General features: G+C 64.6%; 21 protein-coding genes and 1 pseudogene. 15 read left to right on the top strand and 7 right to left on the bottom strand.

What is annotated here, in order from left to right:
* The first annotated feature begins 48 nt into the window (after nucleotides 1-48).
* The 5 genes from SMD10_RS18525 (at nucleotide 49) to SMD10_RS18505 (ending at nucleotide 6,087) form a co-directional block, all read left to right on the top strand.
* The gene (locus tag SMD10_RS18525) at nucleotides 49-1,098 is read left to right on the top strand and encodes an amino acid ABC transporter substrate-binding protein (protein ID WP_331687217.1); all 1,050 of its coding nucleotides are present in this window, start codon (nucleotides 49-51) and stop codon (nucleotides 1,096-1,098) included.
* An 85-nt stretch (nucleotides 1,099-1,183) separates the two neighbouring features.
* Nucleotides 1,184-2,374, top strand: a complete 1,191-nt coding sequence (locus SMD10_RS18520) for an amino acid ABC transporter permease (RefSeq protein ID WP_331687216.1) — start codon at nucleotides 1,184-1,186, stop codon at nucleotides 2,372-2,374.
* Nucleotides 2,375-2,386: 12 nt separating this feature from the next.
* Entirely contained in the window at nucleotides 2,387-3,880 is a 1,494-nt protein-coding gene (locus SMD10_RS18515) for an amino acid ABC transporter permease (RefSeq protein ID WP_331687215.1), read from the top strand.
* A gap of 19 nt (nucleotides 3,881-3,899) precedes the next feature.
* Nucleotides 3,900-4,673, top strand: coding sequence for an amino acid ABC transporter ATP-binding protein (locus SMD10_RS18510; RefSeq protein WP_331687232.1), 774 nt, complete (start codon nucleotides 3,900-3,902; stop codon nucleotides 4,671-4,673).
* 238 nt (nucleotides 4,674-4,911) lie between these two features.
* Nucleotides 4,912-6,087 (top strand): AI-2E family transporter, encoded by a 1,176-nt coding sequence (locus SMD10_RS18505; protein ID WP_331687214.1) that lies wholly within the window; start codon nucleotides 4,912-4,914, stop codon nucleotides 6,085-6,087.
* 256 nt (nucleotides 6,088-6,343) lie between these two features.
* On the opposite strand, the gene SMD10_RS18500 is transcribed toward SMD10_RS18505, so the two are convergent.
* The 3 genes from SMD10_RS18500 to SMD10_RS18490 all read right to left on the bottom strand — a co-directional run bounded on the left by SMD10_RS18500 (nucleotide 6,344) and on the right by SMD10_RS18490 (nucleotide 9,934).
* Nucleotides 6,344-8,356, bottom strand: coding sequence for an OmpA family protein (locus SMD10_RS18500; RefSeq protein ID WP_331687213.1), 2,013 nt, complete (start codon nucleotides 8,354-8,356; stop codon nucleotides 6,344-6,346).
* A gap of 151 nt (nucleotides 8,357-8,507) precedes the next feature.
* The gene (locus SMD10_RS18495; protein ID WP_331687212.1) at nucleotides 8,508-9,686 is read right to left on the bottom strand and encodes an FAD-dependent oxidoreductase; all 1,179 of its coding nucleotides are present in this window, start codon (nucleotides 9,684-9,686) and stop codon (nucleotides 8,508-8,510) included.
* A 2-nt stretch (nucleotides 9,687-9,688) separates the two neighbouring features.
* On the bottom strand, nucleotides 9,689-9,934 hold the full coding sequence (locus SMD10_RS18490) for a zinc-finger domain-containing protein (protein WP_331687211.1): 246 nt from the start codon (nucleotides 9,932-9,934) through the stop codon (nucleotides 9,689-9,691).
* 144 nt (nucleotides 9,935-10,078) lie between these two features.
* Here SMD10_RS18490 and SMD10_RS18485 point away from each other — a divergent pair, with 144 nt between their 5' ends.
* The 3 genes from SMD10_RS18485 to SMD10_RS18475 all read left to right on the top strand — a co-directional run bounded on the left by SMD10_RS18485 (nucleotide 10,079) and on the right by SMD10_RS18475 (nucleotide 12,183).
* Nucleotides 10,079-10,846 (top strand): alpha/beta fold hydrolase, encoded by a 768-nt coding sequence (locus SMD10_RS18485; protein WP_331687210.1) that lies wholly within the window; start codon nucleotides 10,079-10,081, stop codon nucleotides 10,844-10,846.
* Nucleotides 10,847-11,052: 206 nt separating this feature from the next.
* A complete protein-coding gene (gene cysE / locus SMD10_RS18480; protein WP_331687209.1) occupies nucleotides 11,053-11,877 on the top strand; it encodes a serine O-acetyltransferase in 825 nt (274 codons plus the stop codon).
* A gap of 90 nt (nucleotides 11,878-11,967) precedes the next feature.
* Entirely contained in the window at nucleotides 11,968-12,183 is a 216-nt protein-coding gene (locus tag SMD10_RS18475) for a DUF3126 family protein (RefSeq protein WP_432757273.1), read from the top strand.
* Between the two features lie 128 nt (nucleotides 12,184-12,311).
* On the opposite strand, the gene SMD10_RS18470 is transcribed toward SMD10_RS18475, so the two are convergent.
* The gene (locus SMD10_RS18470) at nucleotides 12,312-12,911 is read right to left on the bottom strand and encodes a transglutaminase-like cysteine peptidase (RefSeq protein ID WP_331687207.1); all 600 of its coding nucleotides are present in this window, start codon (nucleotides 12,909-12,911) and stop codon (nucleotides 12,312-12,314) included.
* 461 nt (nucleotides 12,912-13,372) lie between these two features.
* Complete coding sequence (locus tag SMD10_RS18465) at nucleotides 13,373-13,978, bottom strand: PilZ domain-containing protein (RefSeq protein WP_331687206.1); 606 nt, start codon at nucleotides 13,976-13,978, stop codon at nucleotides 13,373-13,375.
* Between the two features lie 156 nt (nucleotides 13,979-14,134).
* Here SMD10_RS18465 and SMD10_RS18460 point away from each other — a divergent pair, with 156 nt between their 5' ends.
* On the top strand, nucleotides 14,135-14,878 hold the full coding sequence (locus tag SMD10_RS18460; protein WP_331687205.1) for a rhomboid family intramembrane serine protease: 744 nt from the start codon (nucleotides 14,135-14,137) through the stop codon (nucleotides 14,876-14,878).
* A gap of 67 nt (nucleotides 14,879-14,945) precedes the next feature.
* Entirely contained in the window at nucleotides 14,946-15,377 is a 432-nt protein-coding gene (locus SMD10_RS18455; RefSeq protein WP_331687204.1) for a CBS domain-containing protein, read from the top strand.
* A gap of 174 nt (nucleotides 15,378-15,551) precedes the next feature.
* Here the strand turns inward: SMD10_RS18455 and hisI are convergent, their stop codons facing one another.
* Together hisI and folE are read right to left on the bottom strand one after the other, a co-directional pair.
* On the bottom strand, nucleotides 15,552-15,998 hold the full coding sequence (gene hisI / locus SMD10_RS18450) for a phosphoribosyl-AMP cyclohydrolase (RefSeq protein ID WP_331687203.1): 447 nt from the start codon (nucleotides 15,996-15,998) through the stop codon (nucleotides 15,552-15,554).
* Nucleotides 15,998-16,609, bottom strand: a complete 612-nt coding sequence (folE, locus tag SMD10_RS18445) for a GTP cyclohydrolase I FolE (protein WP_331687231.1) — start codon at nucleotides 16,607-16,609, stop codon at nucleotides 15,998-16,000. Before folE ends, hisI begins: the two co-directional genes overlap by 1 nt.
* 184 nt (nucleotides 16,610-16,793) lie before the next feature.
* On the opposite strand from folE, the gene SMD10_RS18440 reads away from it, so the two are divergent.
* From SMD10_RS18440 to SMD10_RS18420, 5 genes and pseudogenes are all read left to right on the top strand, one after another.
* Nucleotides 16,794-17,246 carry an iron-sulfur cluster assembly scaffold protein gene (locus SMD10_RS18440; protein ID WP_331687202.1) on the top strand — a complete coding sequence of 151 codons (453 nt, stop codon included), beginning with the start codon at nucleotides 16,794-16,796 and terminating at the stop codon, nucleotides 17,244-17,246.
* Nucleotides 17,227-17,796 (top strand): GNAT family N-acetyltransferase, encoded by a 570-nt coding sequence (locus SMD10_RS18435; RefSeq protein WP_331687201.1) that lies wholly within the window; start codon nucleotides 17,227-17,229, stop codon nucleotides 17,794-17,796. Before SMD10_RS18440 ends, SMD10_RS18435 begins: the two co-directional genes overlap by 20 nt.
* A pseudogene (gene yidD, locus SMD10_RS18430) lies at nucleotides 17,796-18,053 on the top strand (membrane protein insertion efficiency factor YidD); the annotation flags it as partial. The gene SMD10_RS18435 and the pseudogene yidD, both read left to right, overlap by 1 nt.
* Before the next feature lie 165 nt (nucleotides 18,054-18,218).
* Nucleotides 18,219-20,219, top strand: coding sequence for a threonine--tRNA ligase (gene thrS / locus SMD10_RS18425; protein WP_331687200.1), 2,001 nt, complete (start codon nucleotides 18,219-18,221; stop codon nucleotides 20,217-20,219).
* 158 nt (nucleotides 20,220-20,377) lie between these two features.
* A complete protein-coding gene (locus SMD10_RS18420) occupies nucleotides 20,378-21,190 on the top strand; it encodes a MipA/OmpV family protein (RefSeq protein ID WP_331687199.1) in 813 nt (270 codons plus the stop codon).
* Nucleotides 21,191-21,224: the final 34 nt, after the last annotated feature.

The following is a 21,224-nucleotide window of genomic DNA, read 5'->3' as shown; positions in this document are numbered from 1 at the left end:
CGCAAACCAACGAAGCAGAAACCTGAAACGAATGGGAAGGTTATCCTGATGAAATTGAAGCTCCTGACGGCCGCCCTTGGACTGACGGTCGCAGCGGTGGCCGCTGGCGGCGCATCGGCGGCGACGCTTGACGACGTCAAGTCGCGTGGTGCCCTCAAGTGCGGCGTGAACACTGGCCTGCCGGGCTTCGCCTCACAGAACGACCAGGGCGAATGGCAGGGCCTGGACGTCGACTACTGCAAGGCGATCGCGGCGGCGATCTTCAACGATGCGAGCAAGGTGCAGTATACGCCGCTCTCGGCCGTGCAGCGCTTCCCGGCTCTTCAGAACGGCGAGATCGACGTTCTCGCCCGCAACACGACCTGGACGATGGACCGCGACACCGCGCTTGGCCTGAACTTCGCCGGCGTCAACTACTATGATGGCCAGGGCTTCATGGTGAAGAAGGACATCGGCGTCAACTCGGCGCTGCAGCTGTCCGGCGCCACCGTCTGCGTGCAGTCCGGCACCACGACAGAGCTCAACCTGGCCGACTACTTCTCGGCCAATAACATGGACTACAATCCGGTCGTCATCGAGGCGCAGTCGGACGTGAATTCGGCCTATGACAGCGGCCGCTGCGACGTTTTGACCACGGATGCCTCGGGCCTCTACGCCTCGCGCCTGGAGATGGGCAACCCGGACGAGAACGTCGTGCTGCCGGAGATTATCTCCAAGGAGCCGCTGGGTCCCGTCGTGCGGCAGGGTGACGACCAGTGGTTCAACCTGGTCAAGTGGGTCCATTTCGCGCTGCTGAACGCCGAAGAGATGGGCGTGACCATGGACAACGTCGACCAGATGGTCGACGAGCAGACCAAGGCGGTCGACAGCGGCGAGGGCCAGAACCCGAACCTGTCGCGTCTTCTGGGTGTCGGCGAGAACTTCGGCGAGAAGATCGGCCTGGAGCAGACCTGGGTGGTGAACATCATCAAGGCGGTCGGCAATTACGGCGAGATCTTCGAGCGCAACATCGGCACCGACACCCCGCTCGGCATCGCCCGCGGGCAGAACGCGCTGTGGACCGAAGGCGGCCTGCAGTACGCGCCGCCGATCCGCTGAGCCCATTTGGACTGAGCCGTAACACATGTGAGCTTCGTCGCCCTCGGGCGGCGAAGCCGTGGTGCTATCAAATGATCGGGCAGCGATGACGGTTGATATACGGCCCTTGCCGCGTGGGCGCTCCGGCGACTCCCTCCTGACGAACCCCTTGGTTCGCAGCATTGTCTTTCAGGTCGTGCTCGTTCTCGGACTGGCCGCCTTTATCTGGTGGATCGTCGACAACACGGCCCGCAATCTCGCCCAGGCCCACATCGCCTCGGGCTTCGGTTTCCTCGATAACCGCTCCGGCTTCGACATCGCGCAGCAGCCGATAGGCTATTCGAGCAACGCGACCTATGGCCGCGCCATCGTGGTGGGCATCGTCAACACGCTCATCATCGCGGGCACGGGCATCGTCATGGCGACGATCCTCGGCTTCATCGTCGGCATCGGGCGGCTGTCTCACAATTTCCTACTGCGCGGTCTCGCCACCATCTATGTCGAGACGTTCCGCAACATTCCGCCGCTGCTGGTCATCCTCTTCTGGTATTTCGGCGTCCTGTCGGTTCTGCCGTTGCCACGACAGGCGGTGGCGCTGCCGTTCGGCGCCTACATTTCCAACCGTGGCCTGCAGACCCCCAGCGCGGCCTTCGAGACGCTGGCCTGGCTGACGCTGGCGGTGTTCGTCATCGGCGTCGTCGTGACGGTCTTCCTCTATCGCAGGGCGCGCAAGCGTCAGATGGCGACGGGTGAACAGCGCTCGCTTCTCGGCCCGGCGCTGGGTCTCATCGTCGGGCTGCCGTTGCTGGTGTTCCTCGTCACCGGCCTGCCGGTGGTCCTCGACTACCCGACGAAGAGCACCTTCAACCTCGTCGGCGGCTTTCAGATCCGCCCCGAGTTCCTGGCTCTCTTCCTGGCGCTGTCGGTCTATACGGGGGCCTTCATCGCCGAAATCGTGCGCGCCGGCATCCTGTCCGTCTCCAAGGGACAGACCGAGGCGGCGCAGGCGCTGGGCCTCAGGCGAGCCCAGACGCTGAGGCTGGTCGTCGTGCCGCAGGCGTTCCGGGTCATCATCCCGCCGCTGACCAGCCAGTACCTGAATTTGACCAAGAACTCCTCGCTCGCTCTGGCGATCGGCTATCCCGACCTCTTCGCGATTGGCTCGACGGTGCTCAATCAGTCCGGCCAGTCGGTGGAGATCATCATCATCTGCATGGCCTTCTATCTGACCTTCAGCCTGCTGGTGTCGGCCTTCATGAACTGGTTCAACGCCAAGATGGCGCTTGTCGAGCGGTAGGGCGGAAATCCAATGGAAGAACAAGTCGCCCGCTTCGTCGCGCGGGAACAGAAACAGCCGCTGCCGCCGCCGGCCGACGAGACCGGAGTGATCGGCACCGTCCGCAAGAACCTCTTCTCGACCCCCGTCGATGCGGTGATCAGCGTCGTCGCGCTGTTCTTCATCGCCTGGGCCGTCTGGAACCTGCTGCAATGGGCGTTGTTCGACGCGGTCTTTACCGGCCAGGGTCGCGAGGCCTGCGTGGCGGGTGACGGCGAGGCCGCCGGCGCGTGCTGGATCTTCGTTTCCTCGAAGTTCCAGCAGTTCGTCTATGGCCTCTATCCGGTGGCCGAGCGGTGGCGCGTCAACCTGGTCTTTCTGCTTCTGGCGGTGCTGACCATCGGGCTGCTCGTGCCGTCGCTGCCGCGCAAGGGACTGAACGCGGTCCTGTTGTTCGGAGTGTTTCCGTTCGTCGCCTTCGTCCTGCTCACCGGAGGCCAACTGGCGATCGGCAGCGGCGCGGTGGCGTTGTTTCTGATGCTGGCGGCGGTCGGATCGCTGATCCTGGTGACCTCGCGCAGCGATGTCGACTGGACGGACACGTTGATGAAGGTGGCGGCCGTTCTGGTTCTGCTGTCGATCGTCGCGCTGTTGCTATCGAACACCGTCGCGCGAACCTCGATCGCGCTGTTCGGGCTTCGCTTCACGATCTTTTCGCTGCTCGCGCTCGTCCTGGCGCTGGCGTCGATCGGTGTCGCCGCCTTTGCGGCGCTGCGCGCCAACGACCGGAGAATTGCGCTCGCGGCGGTCTGGCCGCCGGTCGCGATGGTCGCGGTCCTCGTCTTCCTGTCGGTCGACGTCGGGCTGCGGGTCGTTCCCACGCATCTGTGGGGCGGATTGCTGGTGACGCTGGTGGTGTCGGTCACCGGCATCGCCAGCTCGCTTCCGCTGGGTGTCCTCCTGGCGCTGGGCCGGCGCTCCGACATGCCCGCCGTTCGGCTCCTGTCGATCATCTTCATCGAGTTCTGGCGCGGCGTTCCGCTGATCACCGTCCTGTTCATGGCGCAGTTCATGCTGCCCCTGTTCATGCCGGACGGCGTTTCGTTCAACCAGCTGCTGAGGGCCCTGGTGGGCGTGGCGCTGTTTTCTGCGGCCTATATGGCCGAAGTCGTGCGCGGCGGCCTGCAGGCCATCCCCAAGGGGCAGTACGAGGCCGCCGACGCCATGGCGCTGACCTATTGGCAGAAGATGCGGATGATCATCCTGCCGCAGGCGCTGAAGCTGGTGATCCCCGGCATCGTCAACACCTTCATCGGGCTCTTCAAGGACACCAGCCTCGTCTACATCATCGGCCTGGCCGACCTGCTCGGCACGGTCCGGCGCGGCTTCAACGATCCCAACTGGATCACGCCGTCGACGCCTGCCACCGGGCTGGTCTTTGCCGCCTTCGTCTATTGGCTCTTCTGTTTCGGCATGTCGCGCTACTCCATCTTCATGGAACGGCGCCTGGATACCGGACACAGGTAAGGAACTCCTCCTCATGGCAATGCAAAACACGGCCGTCCGCAACGACATCGATGCCAACCGCGAGGTCGGTGTCGAGCTGATCAACGTCAACAAGTGGTACGGCGAGTTCCACGTCCTGCGCGACATCAATCTGAAAGTGCGCAGGGGGGAGCGCATTGTGGTTTGCGGACCATCGGGCTCGGGCAAGTCGACCATGATCCGCTGCATCAACCGGCTGGAGGAGCACCAGAAGGGCACCATCGTCGTCGACGGCATCGAACTGACCAGCGATCTGAAGAAGATCGACGAGGTGCGACGTGAGGTCGGCATGGTGTTCCAGCACTTCAACCTGTTCCCGCATCTCACCATTCTGGAGAACTGCACGCTCGCGCCGATCTGGGTGCGCAAGATGCCCAAGAAGCAGGCCGAAGAAGTCGCCATGCGCTATCTCGAGCGCGTCAAGATCCCCGAGCAGGCCAACAAATATCCCGGCCAGCTCTCCGGCGGCCAGCAGCAGCGCGTCGCCATCGCGCGCTCGCTGTGCATGAACCCCAAGATCATGCTGTTCGACGAGCCGACCTCGGCGCTCGATCCGGAGATGATCAAGGAGGTGCTCGACGTCATGGTAGGCCTCGCCGAAGAGGGCATGACCATGATCTGCGTCACGCACGAGATGGGCTTCGCGCGGCAGGTGGCCAACCGCGTCATCTTCATGGACGCCGGCCAGATCGTCGAGCAGAACGAGCCGGAACAGTTCTTCACCAATCCCCAGCACGATCGCACCAAGCTGTTCCTGTCGCAGATCCTGCACTAACGGGTGCCGGAGCCACGTCGTGGCGCCTGCGATGGCGCCACGGCCGAACTCGCCAGCCGCGGCGTCGGCCCTGATCGATGGCATGCGTCGAAGACTTGCGTTCGGCGGGCGATCGTCACGCGTCCGAAGCGCTCCCAAAGTGCTCTAGGAAACGGTTAACCGCCGGAGCCTTCCGTGCCCGATCCACCGGAACCTTAGACCTGCCGCTCCGTTACAGCGGCTGGCCTTGGAGAGTGCTGTGCCGGATTCCACGATCGAGCATCGGAATGACAAGAACTCGATCGTTGCGCCTGCGATCGGATTGGTCAATTCGCAAACCTTTCAGCAGGGTCCGCGCTGGGCGATCATCGGGATCTTCCTGATTTTGTTTTTCGGCGCGCTCTATCTCGCCGCCAGTTTCGTGCTGCCAGTGGTGATCGCGCTTCTTTTCGCGCTCGTGCTGAGCCCGATCGTAAGGTTTCTGCGCCGCCGCCTAAAGATCTGGGAGCCCGTTTCAGCCATCGTCCTGGTCTTCGGCGCGCTGATCACCCTGGTGTTCGGATTCTATATGTTGAGCGATCCGATCGCCAACATCGTCAACAACGCGCCGCGCTACGCCGCCGCCGTCAATCACCAGATGGACGATATCCGCGACCGCGTGGAGCGACTGCGGACCGCGCAGCAGACCGTCGAAAAGACGGCGGACGACGCGGCGCCCGAGGCGCCGAACACCGATGATGACAAGCCTCAGGAGGTCGTCGTTCAGAACCCCGGGCTGCTCGACAACGCTGCGTCCGCGCTGCCGCAGGTCATGGCCAGCATCGGCTTCACTCTGGTATTCCTGTTCTTTCTCCTGTCCTCGGGCGACCTGTTCTATCAGAAGCTGGTCAAGGCGATGCCGACGCTCTCCGACAAGAAGCGGGCACTCCACATCGCGCACGACATCGAGCGCGAGCTGTCGCGCTATCTCTTCACCATCACCTTGATCAACATCTCGCTGGGCGTCGCTGTCGGCAGCATGCTTTGGATCGCGGGAATGCCGACGCCGTTGATCTTCGGCGCGTTGGCGACGCTGCTCAACTACATCCCCTATATCGGCGCGATCGTCGGAATGGCGCTGGTCGGCGTCATCGGGCTCGCCGAGTTCGGTACGCTGTGGGACGCCCTGTTCCCAGTTTTCCTGTACCTCCTATGCACCACCATCGAAGGCCAGTTCATCACGCCGATGATCGTCGGCCGCCGCCTTCAGATGAACCCTGCCGCGGTTTTTCTGGCCGTCGCTTTCTGGGGCTGGATCTGGGGCGTCATCGGCATGTTCCTCGCCGTGCCCATGATGGTCGCGATCAAGGTCTTTGCCAGCTACATCCAGCCGCTGTCGCCGGTCGGCAACTTCATCTCGGCGGAGGAACAGCCCGAAGCCGACGGCAGCGATTGATCGCGACCATTTGCGATCGGCCGTCAAGGGTAGGGTGCCGAGCAACCGCCTGGGCGTTTGGCCATCGGTACAACTCCCACGGGTACAGAGACTTCGGTTCTTGACCCTTCGAGCGCCTTCCTCGTCGTCATCCCTTTCACGGTCAGGCGGCGTACGTCTGGGGTCGTGTCCTTCCGGTGTCTTCTCCACACGATAAAAAAAGGGTCGGCAGCCACACGGACTGCCGACCCTTCTCGTCGAGTTATTCGACCGACGCTCAGTTGGCGCTGGCGGAATCCACCGGCTTCACCAAGGGGGTGATCCGGCGCAGTGTCACGCGGCGGTTCTCCCGGTTGGCCTCCTGGGTGTCAACCTTCAGGTACTGCTCGCCATAGCCCTGGGTGACCAGATTCTCCGGCGGGATGTCGAAGTAATCCGTCAGCGCCTGGGCGACGGCCTCGGCTCTTTGGTCCGATAGGGCCAGATTGGCGAGTTCGGAGCCGACTGCGTCCGTGTGACCCTCGATCAGGAAGGTCTCACCCGGATTGTCCCCGATCACGCGGCTGACCGCCTCGGCCAGTGCCTGCAGGTCTTCCACTTCGTCCTGCGAGATCGAGGAGGAGCCGAAGTCGAAGTTGATCGTGTTGAGATCGATCCGCCGCACCTTGTCGCGAATACGCTCCGACCGACGCACTTCGTCGACCGAATAGATTCGCTCGACCGTCTCGACCGGCGGCGCGACGATGGTATCGAAATAGAGCTGCTCGTCGGGCTGCTCGACATCGACGATGTAGCGGTCGCGCGGAATCGCCAGCTCCAGCGGCGGCAGGTCGGCGCCGGGGTCGTAGGTGTAGTCGCGGTGGCGCGGCCCCTCGGCACTCGGATCGTAGAACAGCACGACCTCGCGGCCGTCCGGCATGATACGCGAACGCTGGATGATGTCGCCGTAGCGATTGGAGATGGAGACGACCTGCACGCCGTTCGGACGAACGATGGTCTCGCGGGTGCGACCGCGCGGCAGCTCTTCGACATAGCGTTCGTCGGCACCGCGTCCGAGCCGTTCCTGATCGTCCGGCTGGATGAAATAGGCGGCTGCGGCACCCGCTGCGGCGCCGGCCACGCCGGCTCCGACGATCGCCAGGATGTCGCGATCACCCACCCGGCGCACGACCTCGGCGTCTGGCGGCAATTCGCGATCGGGCCGGCGGTCGATCCGCTCGCCTTCCTCGGACCGCGCCGAACGGACCTCGACGGGTTCCCTCAACTGCTGAGCGCGCGCGTCGCTTTCATCCAGCCGCTTGGGATCGACCGGCTGGGTCTGGACGTCGGCGGGCACGGCCTCGGGCGTCTCGGCCTGTTCGTCCATCGGTACGAAGCCGTCCTGACCCTGCTGTGCCTCCGCCGGCTGCTCGGCCGGCATTTCCGCCGGCTGGTCGGGAGCGGGTTGCTGTTGCGCGTCGCTGGGCTGCTTTTCGCCAGCGGGCGGAGCCGGCTGATCCGACTTGGTCGAATCAGGCGTCTGGCCGCTCTCTGGCTGCGACTGATCCGGTTGCGGCGCGGGCTGGTCTTCATCTGCCGGAGCCGGCAGCTCGTCGGGGGATTGGAAGGATCCGCTTCCTTCCGGCGCCGCCGCGCCGTCGCTTTGCGGCTCGGTCGGGGCAGGGGGTTCGGCCTGCGGTTCGGCGGGCTGCTCGGCGGCCGGCTGTTCGGGCGCAGCCTGCTCCTCCGGAGCGCTGGGCGGTGTCGGTTCCTCGGCCGGCGCCGCGTCGGGCACGTCGGGTTCGGCTGGCTCTTCGACGGCCGGTTCGTTCACCGTCGGCTCCTCGACGGTGGGCTCGGCGGGCTCGGAAGCCTGTGGAGCTTCGGGCTCGGGCGCAGCCTCAGGCTCGGGCGCCGGTACCGGAGCAGGCTCCGGCTCGGAAGCCGCTTGCGGCTGGGGCGCTGGTTCGGGCTCCGGTGCAGGTTCCGCCGCCGCCGGAGGGGCCGGTTCAGGCTCGGGCGCAGCCTCAGGCTCGGGTGCGGGTGCGGGTTCCGGCGCAGGAGCGGGCTCCTCGGCCGCCGGGGGAGCCGGTTCGGGCGTGGGTGCCGCCTCGGGCGCAGGCGATGGTTCGGGCTGCGGCGCGTCGTCGGGTGCCGGTGGCTGTTGGCCGGGTGGCAGAAGCAGGGGCTGATCCTGTCCCGGTGCCGGAGCGGCGTCCTGCGCATAGACGGCGGCCGGGCCGCTGAGCACGGTGGAGGTGGCGAGCGCCGCGGCCGTCACGAGCCTGCCGGTGCGTTTCAATCTGATCATGTCGTAGCCTTGGGTTTGTCCGTCCCTTACCAGTCCGGCCTGCGGCGGCGTCGCCGTAACGATGCCGCGTCCTCTTGCCGGGCGGCCGGTGCCCCTACAACAAGGCAAGTCCGGGCAGCGTTCCCTTGCGTCGGGTGGATCGCGGACGAGGTCAGGCGACGGGCGGTGTCCAGCCGTACAGCCAGGCCAGATCCTGGCCCAGATTCGTCGGCGATTTCAGGCCGAGCACGGCATCGCGTCCCAGCGAGAGCGGGAAGGGCAGGTGATAGACCATCTCGTGAAAGCGCACGCGCGAGCGAACTCTGTCGATGCGGGGTCGGCGCAGGGTCTCGTAGAGTTCGAAGGCGGCGGCTGGGCTGTCGGCCTTGGCGAGCGCATGGGCGACGATGCACCCATCCTCGATCGCCATGGCGGCCCCCTGGGCGGCGTAGGGCAGCATGGCGTGGGCCGCATCGCCGATCAGCAGGATATTGTCGTGCCGCCACGGCCGCTTGTCGTCGACCACATACATCGGCCAGGCGAGCGCCGGCCCGCCCGCGGCGATCAGCTTTTGAAGCTGGCTGTCCCAGGATCGGAATTCGCGGGCCAGCCGGTCGACCTCGACCGGCGCCGGAGCGCTGCCGGCGGCGCCGTCGCTCGGCACGATCAGCACCACATTCACCTCACGGCCCTGGCGAATCGGATAGGCCACCGCGTGGCGGCCCGCGCCCAGCCAAGCCTCGATCCCGTTGAACGCCGGACGATCGGCGGCGATCCGCTCGGCCGGGACGGTCATCCGCCAGGCCGTGGTGCGAGTGTCGACGGGCGGCGGCAGAACAAGCGCTTCGGCGACCCTCGACCGGACGCCATCGGCCGCGACGACGATTTCGGCGTGGATTTGGCGATCGGTCTTGCCGTTCCGAAAGACGAGCAGAGTGGTCTTCGGACCGGGTTCGGCGCCGACCAGCTCTTGGCCGAGATGGAGGTTGATCGCCGGGTCCGTGCTGGCTGCAATGGCCAAGCCGGCCTGCAGATCGGCCCGGTGGATCGACATGTAGGAGGCGCCGTCGTGTCCTCCGACGGACACCGCGGCGATCTGCCGACCGGAGCGGCCCGATTTCAGCTTGACCGTCTTGGCGACCACGGCGTGCCGCACGAGACCGTCCGCCAGGCCGAGCCATGACAGGACGCGCACGGCGTTGGGCGAAAGCTGAAGCCCGGCGCCCACCTCCTGCAAATCGGTCGCGCGTTCGTAGATGTCGACGGAAAAACCGGATCGTGCGAGGCACAGCGCCGCGGTCAGACCGGCGATGCCGGCTCCGACGACGACGATTCGGCCCCTGGACGGCATGATCAGGCCGCCTTCTCCTCGAACAGGCAGCCGGCCGGGACCGTCTCGGAGGGCGCCAGCGAGGTGTTCAGGCGGTAGAGCGTGGAGCAGTAGCTGCACACGGCCTCTTGTTCATCGCCCATGTCGATGAACACATGCGGATGGTCGAAGGGCGGATTGGCGCCGACGCACATGAACTCGCTGACGCCGATCTCGATCACGTCGTAGCCGCCGTCATTCTGAAAGTGAGGGATGACGTGTCCCGCCATTGATCGCTCCTTCATGCAAGATTGCCCGCCGGCGCGGACCATAATATCGGTGCCGCAAAAAGAACAGGGTGATGCTGTCGCGCCGCGACGCTGTCATGGGGACAGGCGGCCGGCTGGCGTCGTTCGAGAATGGAAAGAATATGCATGGCTGTCTTTGAGAACGAAAATTTGAACCTCGTCTACCTCGACGAGGGGGAGCGCGACGGCAAGGCGGTCCTGCTCCTGCACGGATTTGCCTCCAACATGAGGGTGAACTGGATCGAGCCGGGTTGGGTGTCCGCCCTTGTCGACGCCGGCTATCGGGTTCTGGCCTTCGACCATCGCGGGCACGGCGACAGCGACAAGCCCTACGACGAGACCGCCTATGCGCCGGATCGGATGGCCGCCGACGCTCTCGCCCTCGTCGACCATCTCTCGATTCCGCAGGCCGCGCTGTTCGGCTATTCGATGGGCGCGCGTGTCGCCGCCTTTGCGGCGCTGGCCGCGCCGGATCGCTTTCCGCTGCTGGTCTTCGGCGGGCTCGGCATCGGTCTCGTCCACGGCGTCGGAGAATGGGACCCGATCGCGGAGGCCTTGCTGGCTCCGTCGCTGGATGACGTGAGCGGCGAGCAGCCGCGCATGTTCCGATCCTTCGCCGATCGCACCGGCAGCGATCGGTTCGCCCTGGCTGCCTGCATCTCGACCTCGAGGCAGGAACTGACGGCTGAACAGGTCGGCAGGCTCGATCAGCCGACCCTCATCGGTGTCGGGACGAAGGACGACGTCGCCGGCTCGGCCTCGGAACTGGCCGCCCTGATGCCGAACGCGACCGCTTTCGACATCGAACGGCGTGACCACATGCTGGCCGTCGGCGATCGCAGCTTCAAGGCCGCCGTGCTCCGGTTCCTCGGCGAGCATCAATCTCTCCTTTAAGATCTTTGCGCCACGACCTCGGCCTCGCCATCATGGGCCATTGATTTTGCGACCCCAGGGCTCTTAATTTCGAGAGGCGTGAATGGAGCGGGGTTTGGGCGAAGCCGAACCCGCTCTAGATTTGCCCTTACGATACGAGGCTGGCCGATCGACGGCCCGCCAACGCTGCTCGTCGGCCGGCCCGCCGGCACATGGAGACATACCAAATGACCGTTGTGGGCAGGCAGCCGCACGATCGGCTGGAAGCGATCGATCCGATCTGGGCGCAGATTCGTCTGGAGGCCGAACGCGTGGTCGAGACCGACCCGGTTCTGGCGGCGTTCATCTACGCGACCATCCTCAATCATCCGAGCCTGGAGAACGCGTTGATCCACCGCGTCTCCGAGCGGCTGGACCATCCCGACATTCCGGCCGTTCTGATCCGCCAGGCCTTCGAGAGCATGTGGCAGAAGGACACCGGCTGGAGCGAGACGCTGCGCATCGATCTCCAGGCCGTCTACGACCGCGATCCGGCCTGCGAGCGCTACATCCAGCCGCTGCTCTACTTCAAAGGCTTCCACGCCATCCAGACTCATCGGCTGGCGCATTGGCTGTGGCAGGAAGGGCGGCAGGATTTCGCCCTCTATCTGCAGTCGCGCTCGTCCGCCGTCTTTCAGACCGACATCCATCCGGCCTCCAAGATGGGCCGCGGCATCTTTCTGGATCATGCCACGGGGTTGGTCGTCGGGATGACCGCGTCGATCGGCGACGACGTGTCCATCTTGCAGGACGTCACGCTGGGTGGCACCGGCAAGGAATTCGGCGACCGCCACCCGAAGATCGAAAGCGGCGTGCTGATCGGCGCCGGCGCCAAGATTCTCGGCAACATCCGTGTCGGGAAATGCTCGAAAATCGCCGCCGGCTCGGTCGTCCTGAAGCCGGTCCCGGAAAAGTCGACCGTCGCCGGCGTGCCGGCGCGCGTGATCGGCATGGTGGATTGCCAGGGCGAGCCGGCACGGGCGATGGATCAGACATTCGACAAGGTGGACTGACCGTCGGACCGATACGGCAAGGGTGCGCGACGGGCGCAGCCATTGAAATCGCGGCGCCGTCTCTAGCTAGTCTGGTGCCCACCAAGGAGTATGCTCGTGAAGCCAGAAGAAATCCGCAAGCTCGAAAGCTATCTGAAGTCGCGCTTTGCGGGGTCGCCCATCCAGGTGCGGGCGTTGCCGCGCAAGGCGGATTCGGCGGAGGTCTATCTCGACGACGAGTTCGTCGGACTTCTGTCCAAGGACGAGGAAGAGGGCGAACTGTCCTATCATTTCACGATGACGATCCTCGACATCGATCTGGACTAGGAGTCCGCTTCAATGGCCTCCGGAACGGGAGCCTGAACGCACCGCGATCGATCGCGGGCCATGCCCGCTCCCGGCCAAGCTTGTCATAGGATGATGCCGAAAAGTTCGCCGCTTTTCGGCATCATGCGTTAGCGAAGGCTGCCGACGAGGACGTTCCGGTCGTCGGCGATCGCCACCCACCGGCCCGGATTGCTGTCGGACTGGCGCTTCAGATAGGTGTAGTGCGTCTGCGTCCAGGGCAGGATTTCGTCCGCGAGATTGTCGAGGATGTATTCGCCGGCGTCGGTGCGCACCGTCAGCACGGCATGGCCGTCGCCATTCGGCTGTCGCACTACCGTGATCAGCAGCGCCGAGCGCGGGAAACCGTCGCGCTCCAGCATATATTGCTTAAGCAGGACATAGTCTTCGCAATCGCCTTCGGTCGTCGGATACGACCACCGCTCCGGCACGCCGTACATGTCCTGATCGGTGCGCGGATAGATCGCCGTATTGACCGCGCTGTTCACCTCGATCAGCTTGTTCCAGCTGGATTGCGTGAGCTGTACGACGCCGACCTGGCCGCTGGGGCGGCATTCGTCTGCATATTGCTGGCAGAATTCGTAGTGCCCTATCGGCTGTGAGGTGGCGCCCTGAATCGGCATGCGCAGAGGCTGAGCCCAAGCCGTTGCCGACGATGCGATGACGGCGAAGACGCCGAGGGCGAAAGCCCGCTTGCTGATCGACTTCAAGTGTTCTTCTCCCCGTTGTAGATGGAGAGAATGGCACATGCGTTTTACTTTCGAGCGAAGTCATGATCGGCAAATTAACTCAAATTGTCGAAGAATGCCGGAAAATATACTTTACTGGAACTGAAGCCGTCCGCTCAAAATCGATTCACATTTGAACGATCGGAGCCGGCGCATGACGCCTCGACTCCGATGCCTGGCGCTGAGCGGTGGGCGAAGCAGGCAGACTGTGTCGTCTGAGCCGTCAGAGAAAACGGGTCGCGGAACTGACGGTAAGGCTTAGGTGGCAAAGCGGAGAAGACGGTCGGGGGCCGCCACTGCTCGTGGCGAGCGTTGCGTTGCGGCGCCGAAACCGGGAGCGCTATCGCATGACGGCCCGTCGTTCGTCCGCACGAGCCGACGATCGGACAGGATACTGGGAAAGGGAATGGTGATGCCGGCTGCCGTCCCGGCGGGGAAACGCCTCAGCCGAACCGGCTTTCCAGCGCTTCACGCTCCTGCACCGCAGCGAACTCGATGGCGAAGCCGCTCTCCAGCAGGCGCACGACCCGGCCCGGCGTGGAGCCGAGCGTCACTCGCGTGCCGATGGCGGGATGGGCGTCGCACTGGACGGCGGCCCCGGACAGCGACAGGTCGATGATCAGGGCATCGGCCGAGCGCCCGTCTTCGAAAAGGATCGCAACCACCCGCTGACGCGGCTGAACGCGCTCGTGCCGGCGATCCTCGGGCAGGTCGAGTTCATGCCTGTTGGCGAGCCAGGTCAACTGCGCGGCGAGCTTTTCGCGTTTGCGCTCGCTGCCGCGCAGCAGCACCGAAAAGCCGCCGGGAAAGACATGGCGCACCATACCTTCCAACCGGCCCACATGATCGATATAGAAGATCGCCAACTCATCGCGGCGAGGCGTGGCGTGAGTAAGGACCATCGCGTCGCCCGGCGACATGGCCTCGATCCGGCATGGATATTCGCTTTGATCCTCCAGCATGAACCGCCCGAGCAAATCGACGTTCACGCACTGGAACTCGTGCGGCTCGACGGAGCTCTGCTGCTGGGCCATGGCGGTTTGATACATGGTCGAATCGATCGCGCTACGAATCGGCGGAAGCCTGCGAGATGGCCAGTCTAGGTGCGGGACGTTAACGATTCGTCGATGTCTCGATCCCGACGAGAGACTGCCGTGCCTTTGCACGCCAAACGAGACCGTCCTTTTTCAAAGGGAGACCCTTTCGTGACGCCTGAACACCAGAGCGGCCAGCCCGTTCGACACAATCCGCCCGCGTTCAACGTACCGGGCGTCGTCTTGGTCCTGCTGGCAGCCTTCTTCCTGGTCCAGATCGTTCGCAGCGTGCTGAGCCCATGGGCCGACGCGCTGGTACTCATGAACTTCTCCTTCCTGCCAGGCTGCTACGATTCCGTTTCGGAGGTCTGCGGTCTGCGCACTGCCGGTTCGGGGCTCTGGTCGCCGCTCTCCTATGCCTTCCTGCATGGCGGCTGGACGCATCTCCTCGTCAATACGGTCTGGATGCTTGCGTTCGGCTCGCCGGTGGCCCGGCGCCTCGGGGTAACTCGGTTTCTGCTGATCTGCGCGGCGGGGGCCGTCGCCGGCGCGGCGCTGTTCGGGCTCGTCAATCCGACATTGGTGGAGCCGGTGGTCGGCGCATCGGGCATCATTTCCGCGCTGATGGGGGCAGCCTGCCGGTTCGCGTTCCATCCGGGGGCGCGCGTCGGCGGCCGCATCGAGGTCGACGGCCGGCGATTGTCGGTGCTCGAGTCGCTCGCCGACCGAACGGTACTGTTCTTCATTCTGGTGTTCTTCGGCATCAACCTCGTCGTCGGCACCGGCGTCGGCTCGATGTTCGGCGGCGGGGAAGGGCAGGTTGCCTGGGAGGCTCATCTCGGCGGCTTCGCCTTCGGTTTTCTGTCCTTCGCGCTGTTCGACCGCAGCGAGCGTTACGGCCGTCGGCAGGGTTGAACTCGCGTCGTCTTTGTTCCACCTTGCCAAGTCGGAAGTGCCTGTTGCACGGGTGAGGAAACGAACAATGACGGTCAAGCTAATCTTGGAGCGCAAGGGGCGCGACGTGGTGACGATGAAGCCCAACGTCACCTTGGCGCAGGCGGCGGCCCGGCTGGCGGAAAAGCGCATCGGCGCTGTCATCCTCCTCAATGAGGACGCGGGCGTCGCGGGCATCCTGTCGGAACGCGACATCGTGCGGCTGATCGGCACGCAGGGCCCCAGCTGCCTGGATGAGCCGGTCTCGCAAGTCATGACCCTGGAGGTCGTCACCTGTCCCGAAAAGACGACCGTCGCGGAAGCCATGGAGATCATGACGGAGCGACGCTTCCGACATCTGCCTGTGGTCGAGGGCGGCAAGCTCGTCGGGCTCGTGTCGATCGGCGACGTGGTGAAGCAGCGGATCGCCGCCGCCGAGCAGGAGGCTGAGGATATCCGCAACTATATCGCCGCCAGCTAGCGGCCCGAGCGACCATTCGGCCGAACGAGGACTGCTCCGGCGGCTTTCCTGGGCAGTCCCCGCTTTTGTGACACCGCGCCGGTTTCAAAGTCGGTGCGGACCGCATGATGCGTGGGCTCGACCGCCGCCCCTCATCCTTGAGACGGGGGTTGCACCGCCGTTGGCTACGAGGGGTCAGGGCAGGGCGCGCTTGGCCTCTTTCGTGAGCTCCAGAACCGCGCCGCCATCGTCCCAGCGGGCCTGCCGGTAGAAGCAGCTGTTGCGCCCGGTGTGACAGGTCTCTTCGGGCCGCGCGACGTCGACCTTGAGCCAGACCGCGTCCTGGTCGCAGTCGACGCGGACCTCGCGCACGGTCTGCAAGGCGCCGGAGGTCTCGCCCTTCTTCCACAGCGACTGCCGCGAGCGGCTGAAATAATGCGCTGTCCCGGTTTGAAGTGTCAGTGCCAGCGCTTCGGCGTTCATATGAGCGACCATCAGCAGATCGCCCGTCGTCGCATCGGTCACGACGGCCGTCACCAGGCCCTTGTCGTCGAAACGCGGCGTCAGGTTGCGCCCTTCTTCCAGTTCCGCCTTGTCGGAAGAGGGTGGCGCGAACGAAGTGCCGGAATCGTTCGCCGGCATCAGCGCGTACCGACCATACCGAGGAAGCGGGCCTGCTCGGCCTTGTCGTCGGCAAAGGCGCCGTGGAAGGCGGTCGTGATCGTCTTCGAACCCTTGGTGCGCACCCCGCGCATGGCCATGCAGAGGTGCTCGCCCTCCAGCATGACCGCGACGCCGCGAGGGCCGAGCACCTCATCGATCGCGGCTGCGATCTGCGCGGTCATCGCCTCCTGCGTCTGCAGCCGGCGGGCGAACGTCTCGACACAACGCGCGATCTTCGACAGGCCGAGCACGCGGCCCGCGGGCAGATAGGCGATATGGGCCTTGCCGATAATAGGCACCATGTGGTGCTCACAATGCGAATAGAAGTCGATATCGCGCATCAGCACGATGTCGTCGTACCCCGCCACCTCCTCGAAGGTGCGGCCGAGGATCTCGGCGGGATCCATGCCGTAGCCGCCGAACAACTCCTCATAGGATTTGACCACCCGTGCCGGGGTTTCCAGCAGCCCCTCGCGGTGCGGATCGTCGCCGGCCCAGCGGATCAGCGTCGCCACGGCGGCCTCGGCCTCCTCGCGGCTCGGCCGTTCGGTGCCAGGCTTGTCGGGAAAGCGCTCGACGATCGCGTTCATGCCGGTGTCTTTCGTGATGCTGGAAGCCATGGAACAGGAGCACTTCGATACGAGGACCAAGGCCCGCGAGCAGGCCTCGTTCTGAAATTACGCCGGCCAATTTTAATACCGAGCCTGCGGGGCTATATAAACAGCCGAACCGGCGTTTTGAATATCGCCCGCATCCTCCGAGCGGTGACGGACCATGATCGATGAAGTGTACAATGCCCGCATTCTCGAGTTGGCGGGCAATATTCCCCGTATCGGGCGGCTCGAAAATCCCGATGCGACGGCCACAGCTCACTCCAAGCTGTGCGGTTCGACCGTCACGATCGATCTGAAAATGGACGGCGGCGTGGTCGGCGACTTCGCCCATGAAGTGAAGGCCTGCGCGCTGGGTCAAGCGTCGTCGTCGGTGATGGCGAGCGTCATCGTCGGAGCGACGCCGAACGAGCTGCGCGAGGTCCGCAAGGCGATGCTCGCCATGCTCAAGGAGAACGGGCCGCCGCCCGCCGGGCGCTTTGCCGAGCTGAAATATCTGCAGCCGGTGCGCGACTACAAGGCGCGGCAGGCGTCCACCATGCTGACCTTCGACGCGGTGGTCGAGGCGCTCGACAAGATCGAGGGCAGGAAGGCCGATGCCAGCGCCGCAGCCTGAGAACGATGAGGGGATGCGGCCGCCAGAGCGGTTCGAGACCCGACGCCTCGTCATTCGCAAGCCAGTCATGGAGGACGCAGAGGCGATCTATGCGGAGTATGCCACGGACCCTTCGGTCACGCGGTTTCTAACCTGGCAGCCGCATCGGACGTTACTGGACTCGCAGGCGTGCATAGCACGGTGGCGCGATGAATGGGCCGCGGGGCGGTCGTTTCCCTTTGTCATAGCCGAGTGGGCCACTGAGAAGCATCCGATCGGCGCTATCCATCTCCACCCGCAAGGGCATATGGTCGGCTTCGGCTATCTGCTGGGAGTGCGTTACCACAATCGCGGCTATCTCACCGAGACGCTATCGGCCCTCGTCGAATGGGTATTGGCGCAACCTGGTATCTATCGTGCCTTTGCCGTCTGTGACGTGGAAAATACGGCGTCCGCGCGGGTAATGGAAAAGGCGGGCCTACGGCTGGAAGGCAAATTGCACCGCTACATCGTCCATCCGAACATTTCGAGCGAGCCGCGCGACGCCTACGTCTATGCCAAGGTGAAGTGATGGCCGTCCCCTCTCGTAACTACACCGGTCCTTGGCGCAAGACGCCGGGGCGGCTTGTCGGCGTCGGCCTGATCCGGCTCTATCAGCTCACCCTTTCGTCGCTAGTGGGCGGTCACTGCCGGCATCTGCCCACCTGCTCGGAATACGGCTACGAGGCGATCGCCCGCCACGGTCTCCTGCGCGGCGGCTGGTTGGCCGCAAAACGGGTGTCGCGCTGTGGGCCTTGGGGCACGAGCGGCATCGACAACGTGCCGGACTGAAATGCCGGCTGCCGAGCTCCAGTCCGAGACAGGCTCCGGCTTATAGTCAGCCTCCTTGCTTGAGCGTGGTGGTCAATCCGCCTATATCGCGCCCGGACGATTCTGTCCCCATTCACACCACCCGCGCTCGTAGGCGGGACTGGACAACAGGAGATCGAACGAATGGCCGAAGCCGTTTCCCTTTCCTTTCCCGATGGCTCCTCGCGCGAATACGCCGCCTCGCAGAGCGGCCGCGAGGTCGCCGAGTCGATTGCCAAGTCGCTGGCCAAGAAGGCCGTGGCCTATGCGCTCGACGGAGAAATCCGCGATCTGGCCGATCCCGTCGCCGGCTCCGGCACCATCGAGATCATCACCCGCGAAGATCCCCGCGCCCTCGACCTCATCCGTCACGACGCCGCGCATGTGATGGCCGAGGCCGTGCAGGAACTGTGGCCGGGCACCCAGGTGACCATCGGCCCGGTGATCGAGAACGGCTTCTACTACGACTTCGCCAAGAACGAGCCGTTCACCCCGGACGATCTGCCGGTGATCGAGAAGAAGATGGCCGAGATCATCCGCCGCAACGCGCCCTTCACCAAGGACGTCTGGCCGCGAGACAGGGCCCGCCAAGTGTTCGCTGACAAGGGCGAGGCCTTCAAGGTCGAGCTCGTCGACGCCATTCCCGAGGATCAGGACGTCAAGATCTATTCGCAGGGCGAATGGTTCGATCTCTGCCGCGGCCCGCACATGGCCTCGACCGGCCAGATCGGCGAGGCCTTCAAGCTGATGAAAGTGGCGGGCGCCTATTGGCGCGGCGACGCCAACAATCCGATGCTGACCCGCATCTACGGCACCGCCTGGGCGACCAGGGAGCAGCTCCAGGCCTACCTGACCATGCTGGAGGAGGCCGAGAAGCGCGACCATCGCCGCCTCGGCCGCGAGATGGACCTGTTCCATTTCCAGGAGGAGGGGCCGGGCGTCGTGTTCTGGCACGCCAAGGGCTGGAAGATGTTCCAGAACCTCATCGCCTATATGCGCCGGCGTATCGAGAACGACTACGACGAGGTCAACGCGCCGCAGATTCTCGACAAGTCGCTTTGGGAGACCTCCGGCCACTGGGGCTGGTACCAGGAGAACATGTTCGCGGTAAAATCCGCCTACGCCTTCACTCACGAGGACGAGGAGGAAGCCGATCACCGGATCTTCGCGCTGAAGCCGATGAACTGTCCGGGCCACGTGCAGATCTTCAAGCATGGGTTGAAGTCCTACCGCGATCTCCCTATCCGGCTTGCGGAATTCGGTAACGTCCACCGCTACGAACCGTCCGGCGCGTTGCACGGTCTGATGCGCGTGCGCGGCTTCACCCAGGACGACGCGCACATCTTCTGCACCGAGGACCAGCTCGAGGCGGAGATCCTCAAGATCAACGACCTGATGATGTCGGTCTACAAGGATTTCGGCTTCGAGGAAGTGCTGGTGAAGCTCGCCACCCGGCCGGAGAAGCGTGTCGGCACCGACGAGATGTGGGACCACGCCGAGGACATCCTGAAGCGCGCGTTGAACCGGATGGCCGCCGAAGACAGCCGCATCAAGACCGGCATCAACGAGGGCGAGGGCACCTTCTACGGACCCAAGTTCGAATACACGCTGAAAGACGCGATCGGCCGCGAATGGCAGTGCGGCACCACGCAGGTCGACTTCAACCTGCCGGAGCGGTTCGGCGCCTTCTACATCGACAAGGATTCGGAAAAGAAGCAGCCGGTGATGATCCATCGCGCCATCGTCGGCTCGCTGGAACGCTTCCTCGGCATTCTCATCGAGAGCCATGCCGGGCATTTCCCGCTGTGGTTCGCGCCGGTCCAGGCTGTGGTGGCGACGATCACCTCGGAGGCCGACGACTATGCGACGCACGTGGTCGAGACCCTGAAGGCGGCCGGGCTGCGCGTCGAGGCCGACCTGCGCAACGAGAAGATCAACTACAAGGTCCGTGAGCACTCGCTCGCCAAGGTGCCGGTGATCCTCGTCTGCGGCAAGCGCGAGGCCGAGGAGAAAGCGGTCAACGTGCGTCGGCTGGGCTCGCGCGATCAGGCGTCGATGCCGCTCGTCCAGGCGATCGCCCTGCTGACGGACGAAGCGACGCCGCCCGATGTCCGGCGTCAGCGCGAAGCCGCAACAGCAGCCTAGCGCCCTGAAGGCATTGTAGCGATCGGGTCACGCCGGCGTCCCTCTTTGGAACGACGGCGACAATGCTCTTGGGTTTTCTCCCGTTTTGACCGAAGCTTAACCAAAGACGCCGATCTGTAAGGCGTCTTTGGTTTTTCCGGCGAAACGAGAGAGCTTCGATGATCCGTCCTTTTCGGCCGCTCACGCCTGCCGCCATGGTTGTCCTGTGCGGTGCCCTATCGCCGGCGCAGGCGGCCGACGCGCTTCCTGCCTCGGCCACCAGCCCTGACGATTTCGCTATCACGCTGGAACTCGGCTTGGGCGCCAAGCTCTCTCCGGCCTATGTCGGCTCCGACGAGTACGAGTTCAGCCCCTGGCCGGTGATCAGCCTCGAATATCTCTACATTCCCGGGGTGGTGGAGATCGGCGGCCCCGACAGCCACAGCGGCGGTCTCTCCTTCGGTCCGTCCTTCGCCTATCAGGGTGAGCGCGATTCGAGCGACAACCGCGATCTTCGCGGGCTCGCCGATGTCGATCCCACTTACGAAGCCGGCATGAAGGTCGGCTATGAGTGGAGCCATGCCGAAGTCTTCGGCGCGGTCCGCTATGCCTTCGGCGGTGCCGACGGCTTCGTTGGCGATCTCGGCGCCAATGCCATCGTCTGGCCGACGAACGATTTCCAGCTCAAGGCGGGGCCTCGGGCAAGCTTTGCCTCGGCTGATTATATGGAAGCCTATTTCGGCGTGAGCCCCGCCGAGTCGGCGGCTGGCGGAGGACGCCTCGACGCCTACGATCCCGACGGCGGCTTCAAGTCGGTGGGTGTCGGCGTCGAGACCCGCTACGAGTTTCGGCCGGACTGGTTCCTGAACTCGGAAGCGTCCTACGAACGGCTGGTCGGCGACGCTGCGGATTCGCCGCTGGTCGATGTCGGCAGCGCCGATCAGTTCAGCGTCGGCCTCAGCCTGTCGCGGCGGTTCACGATCGGCTTCTGAGCATGATGCCGAAAAGTTGCAGGCTTTTCGGGCA

Origin of the sequence: Consotaella aegiceratis (assembly GCF_036541425.1) — a bacterium.
Lineage (GTDB): Bacteria > Pseudomonadota > Alphaproteobacteria > Rhizobiales > Rhizobiaceae > Consotaella > Consotaella aegiceratis.
The sequence above is the reverse complement of the archived record's forward strand: the minus strand, read 5'-3'. Positions and strand labels throughout refer to the sequence as shown.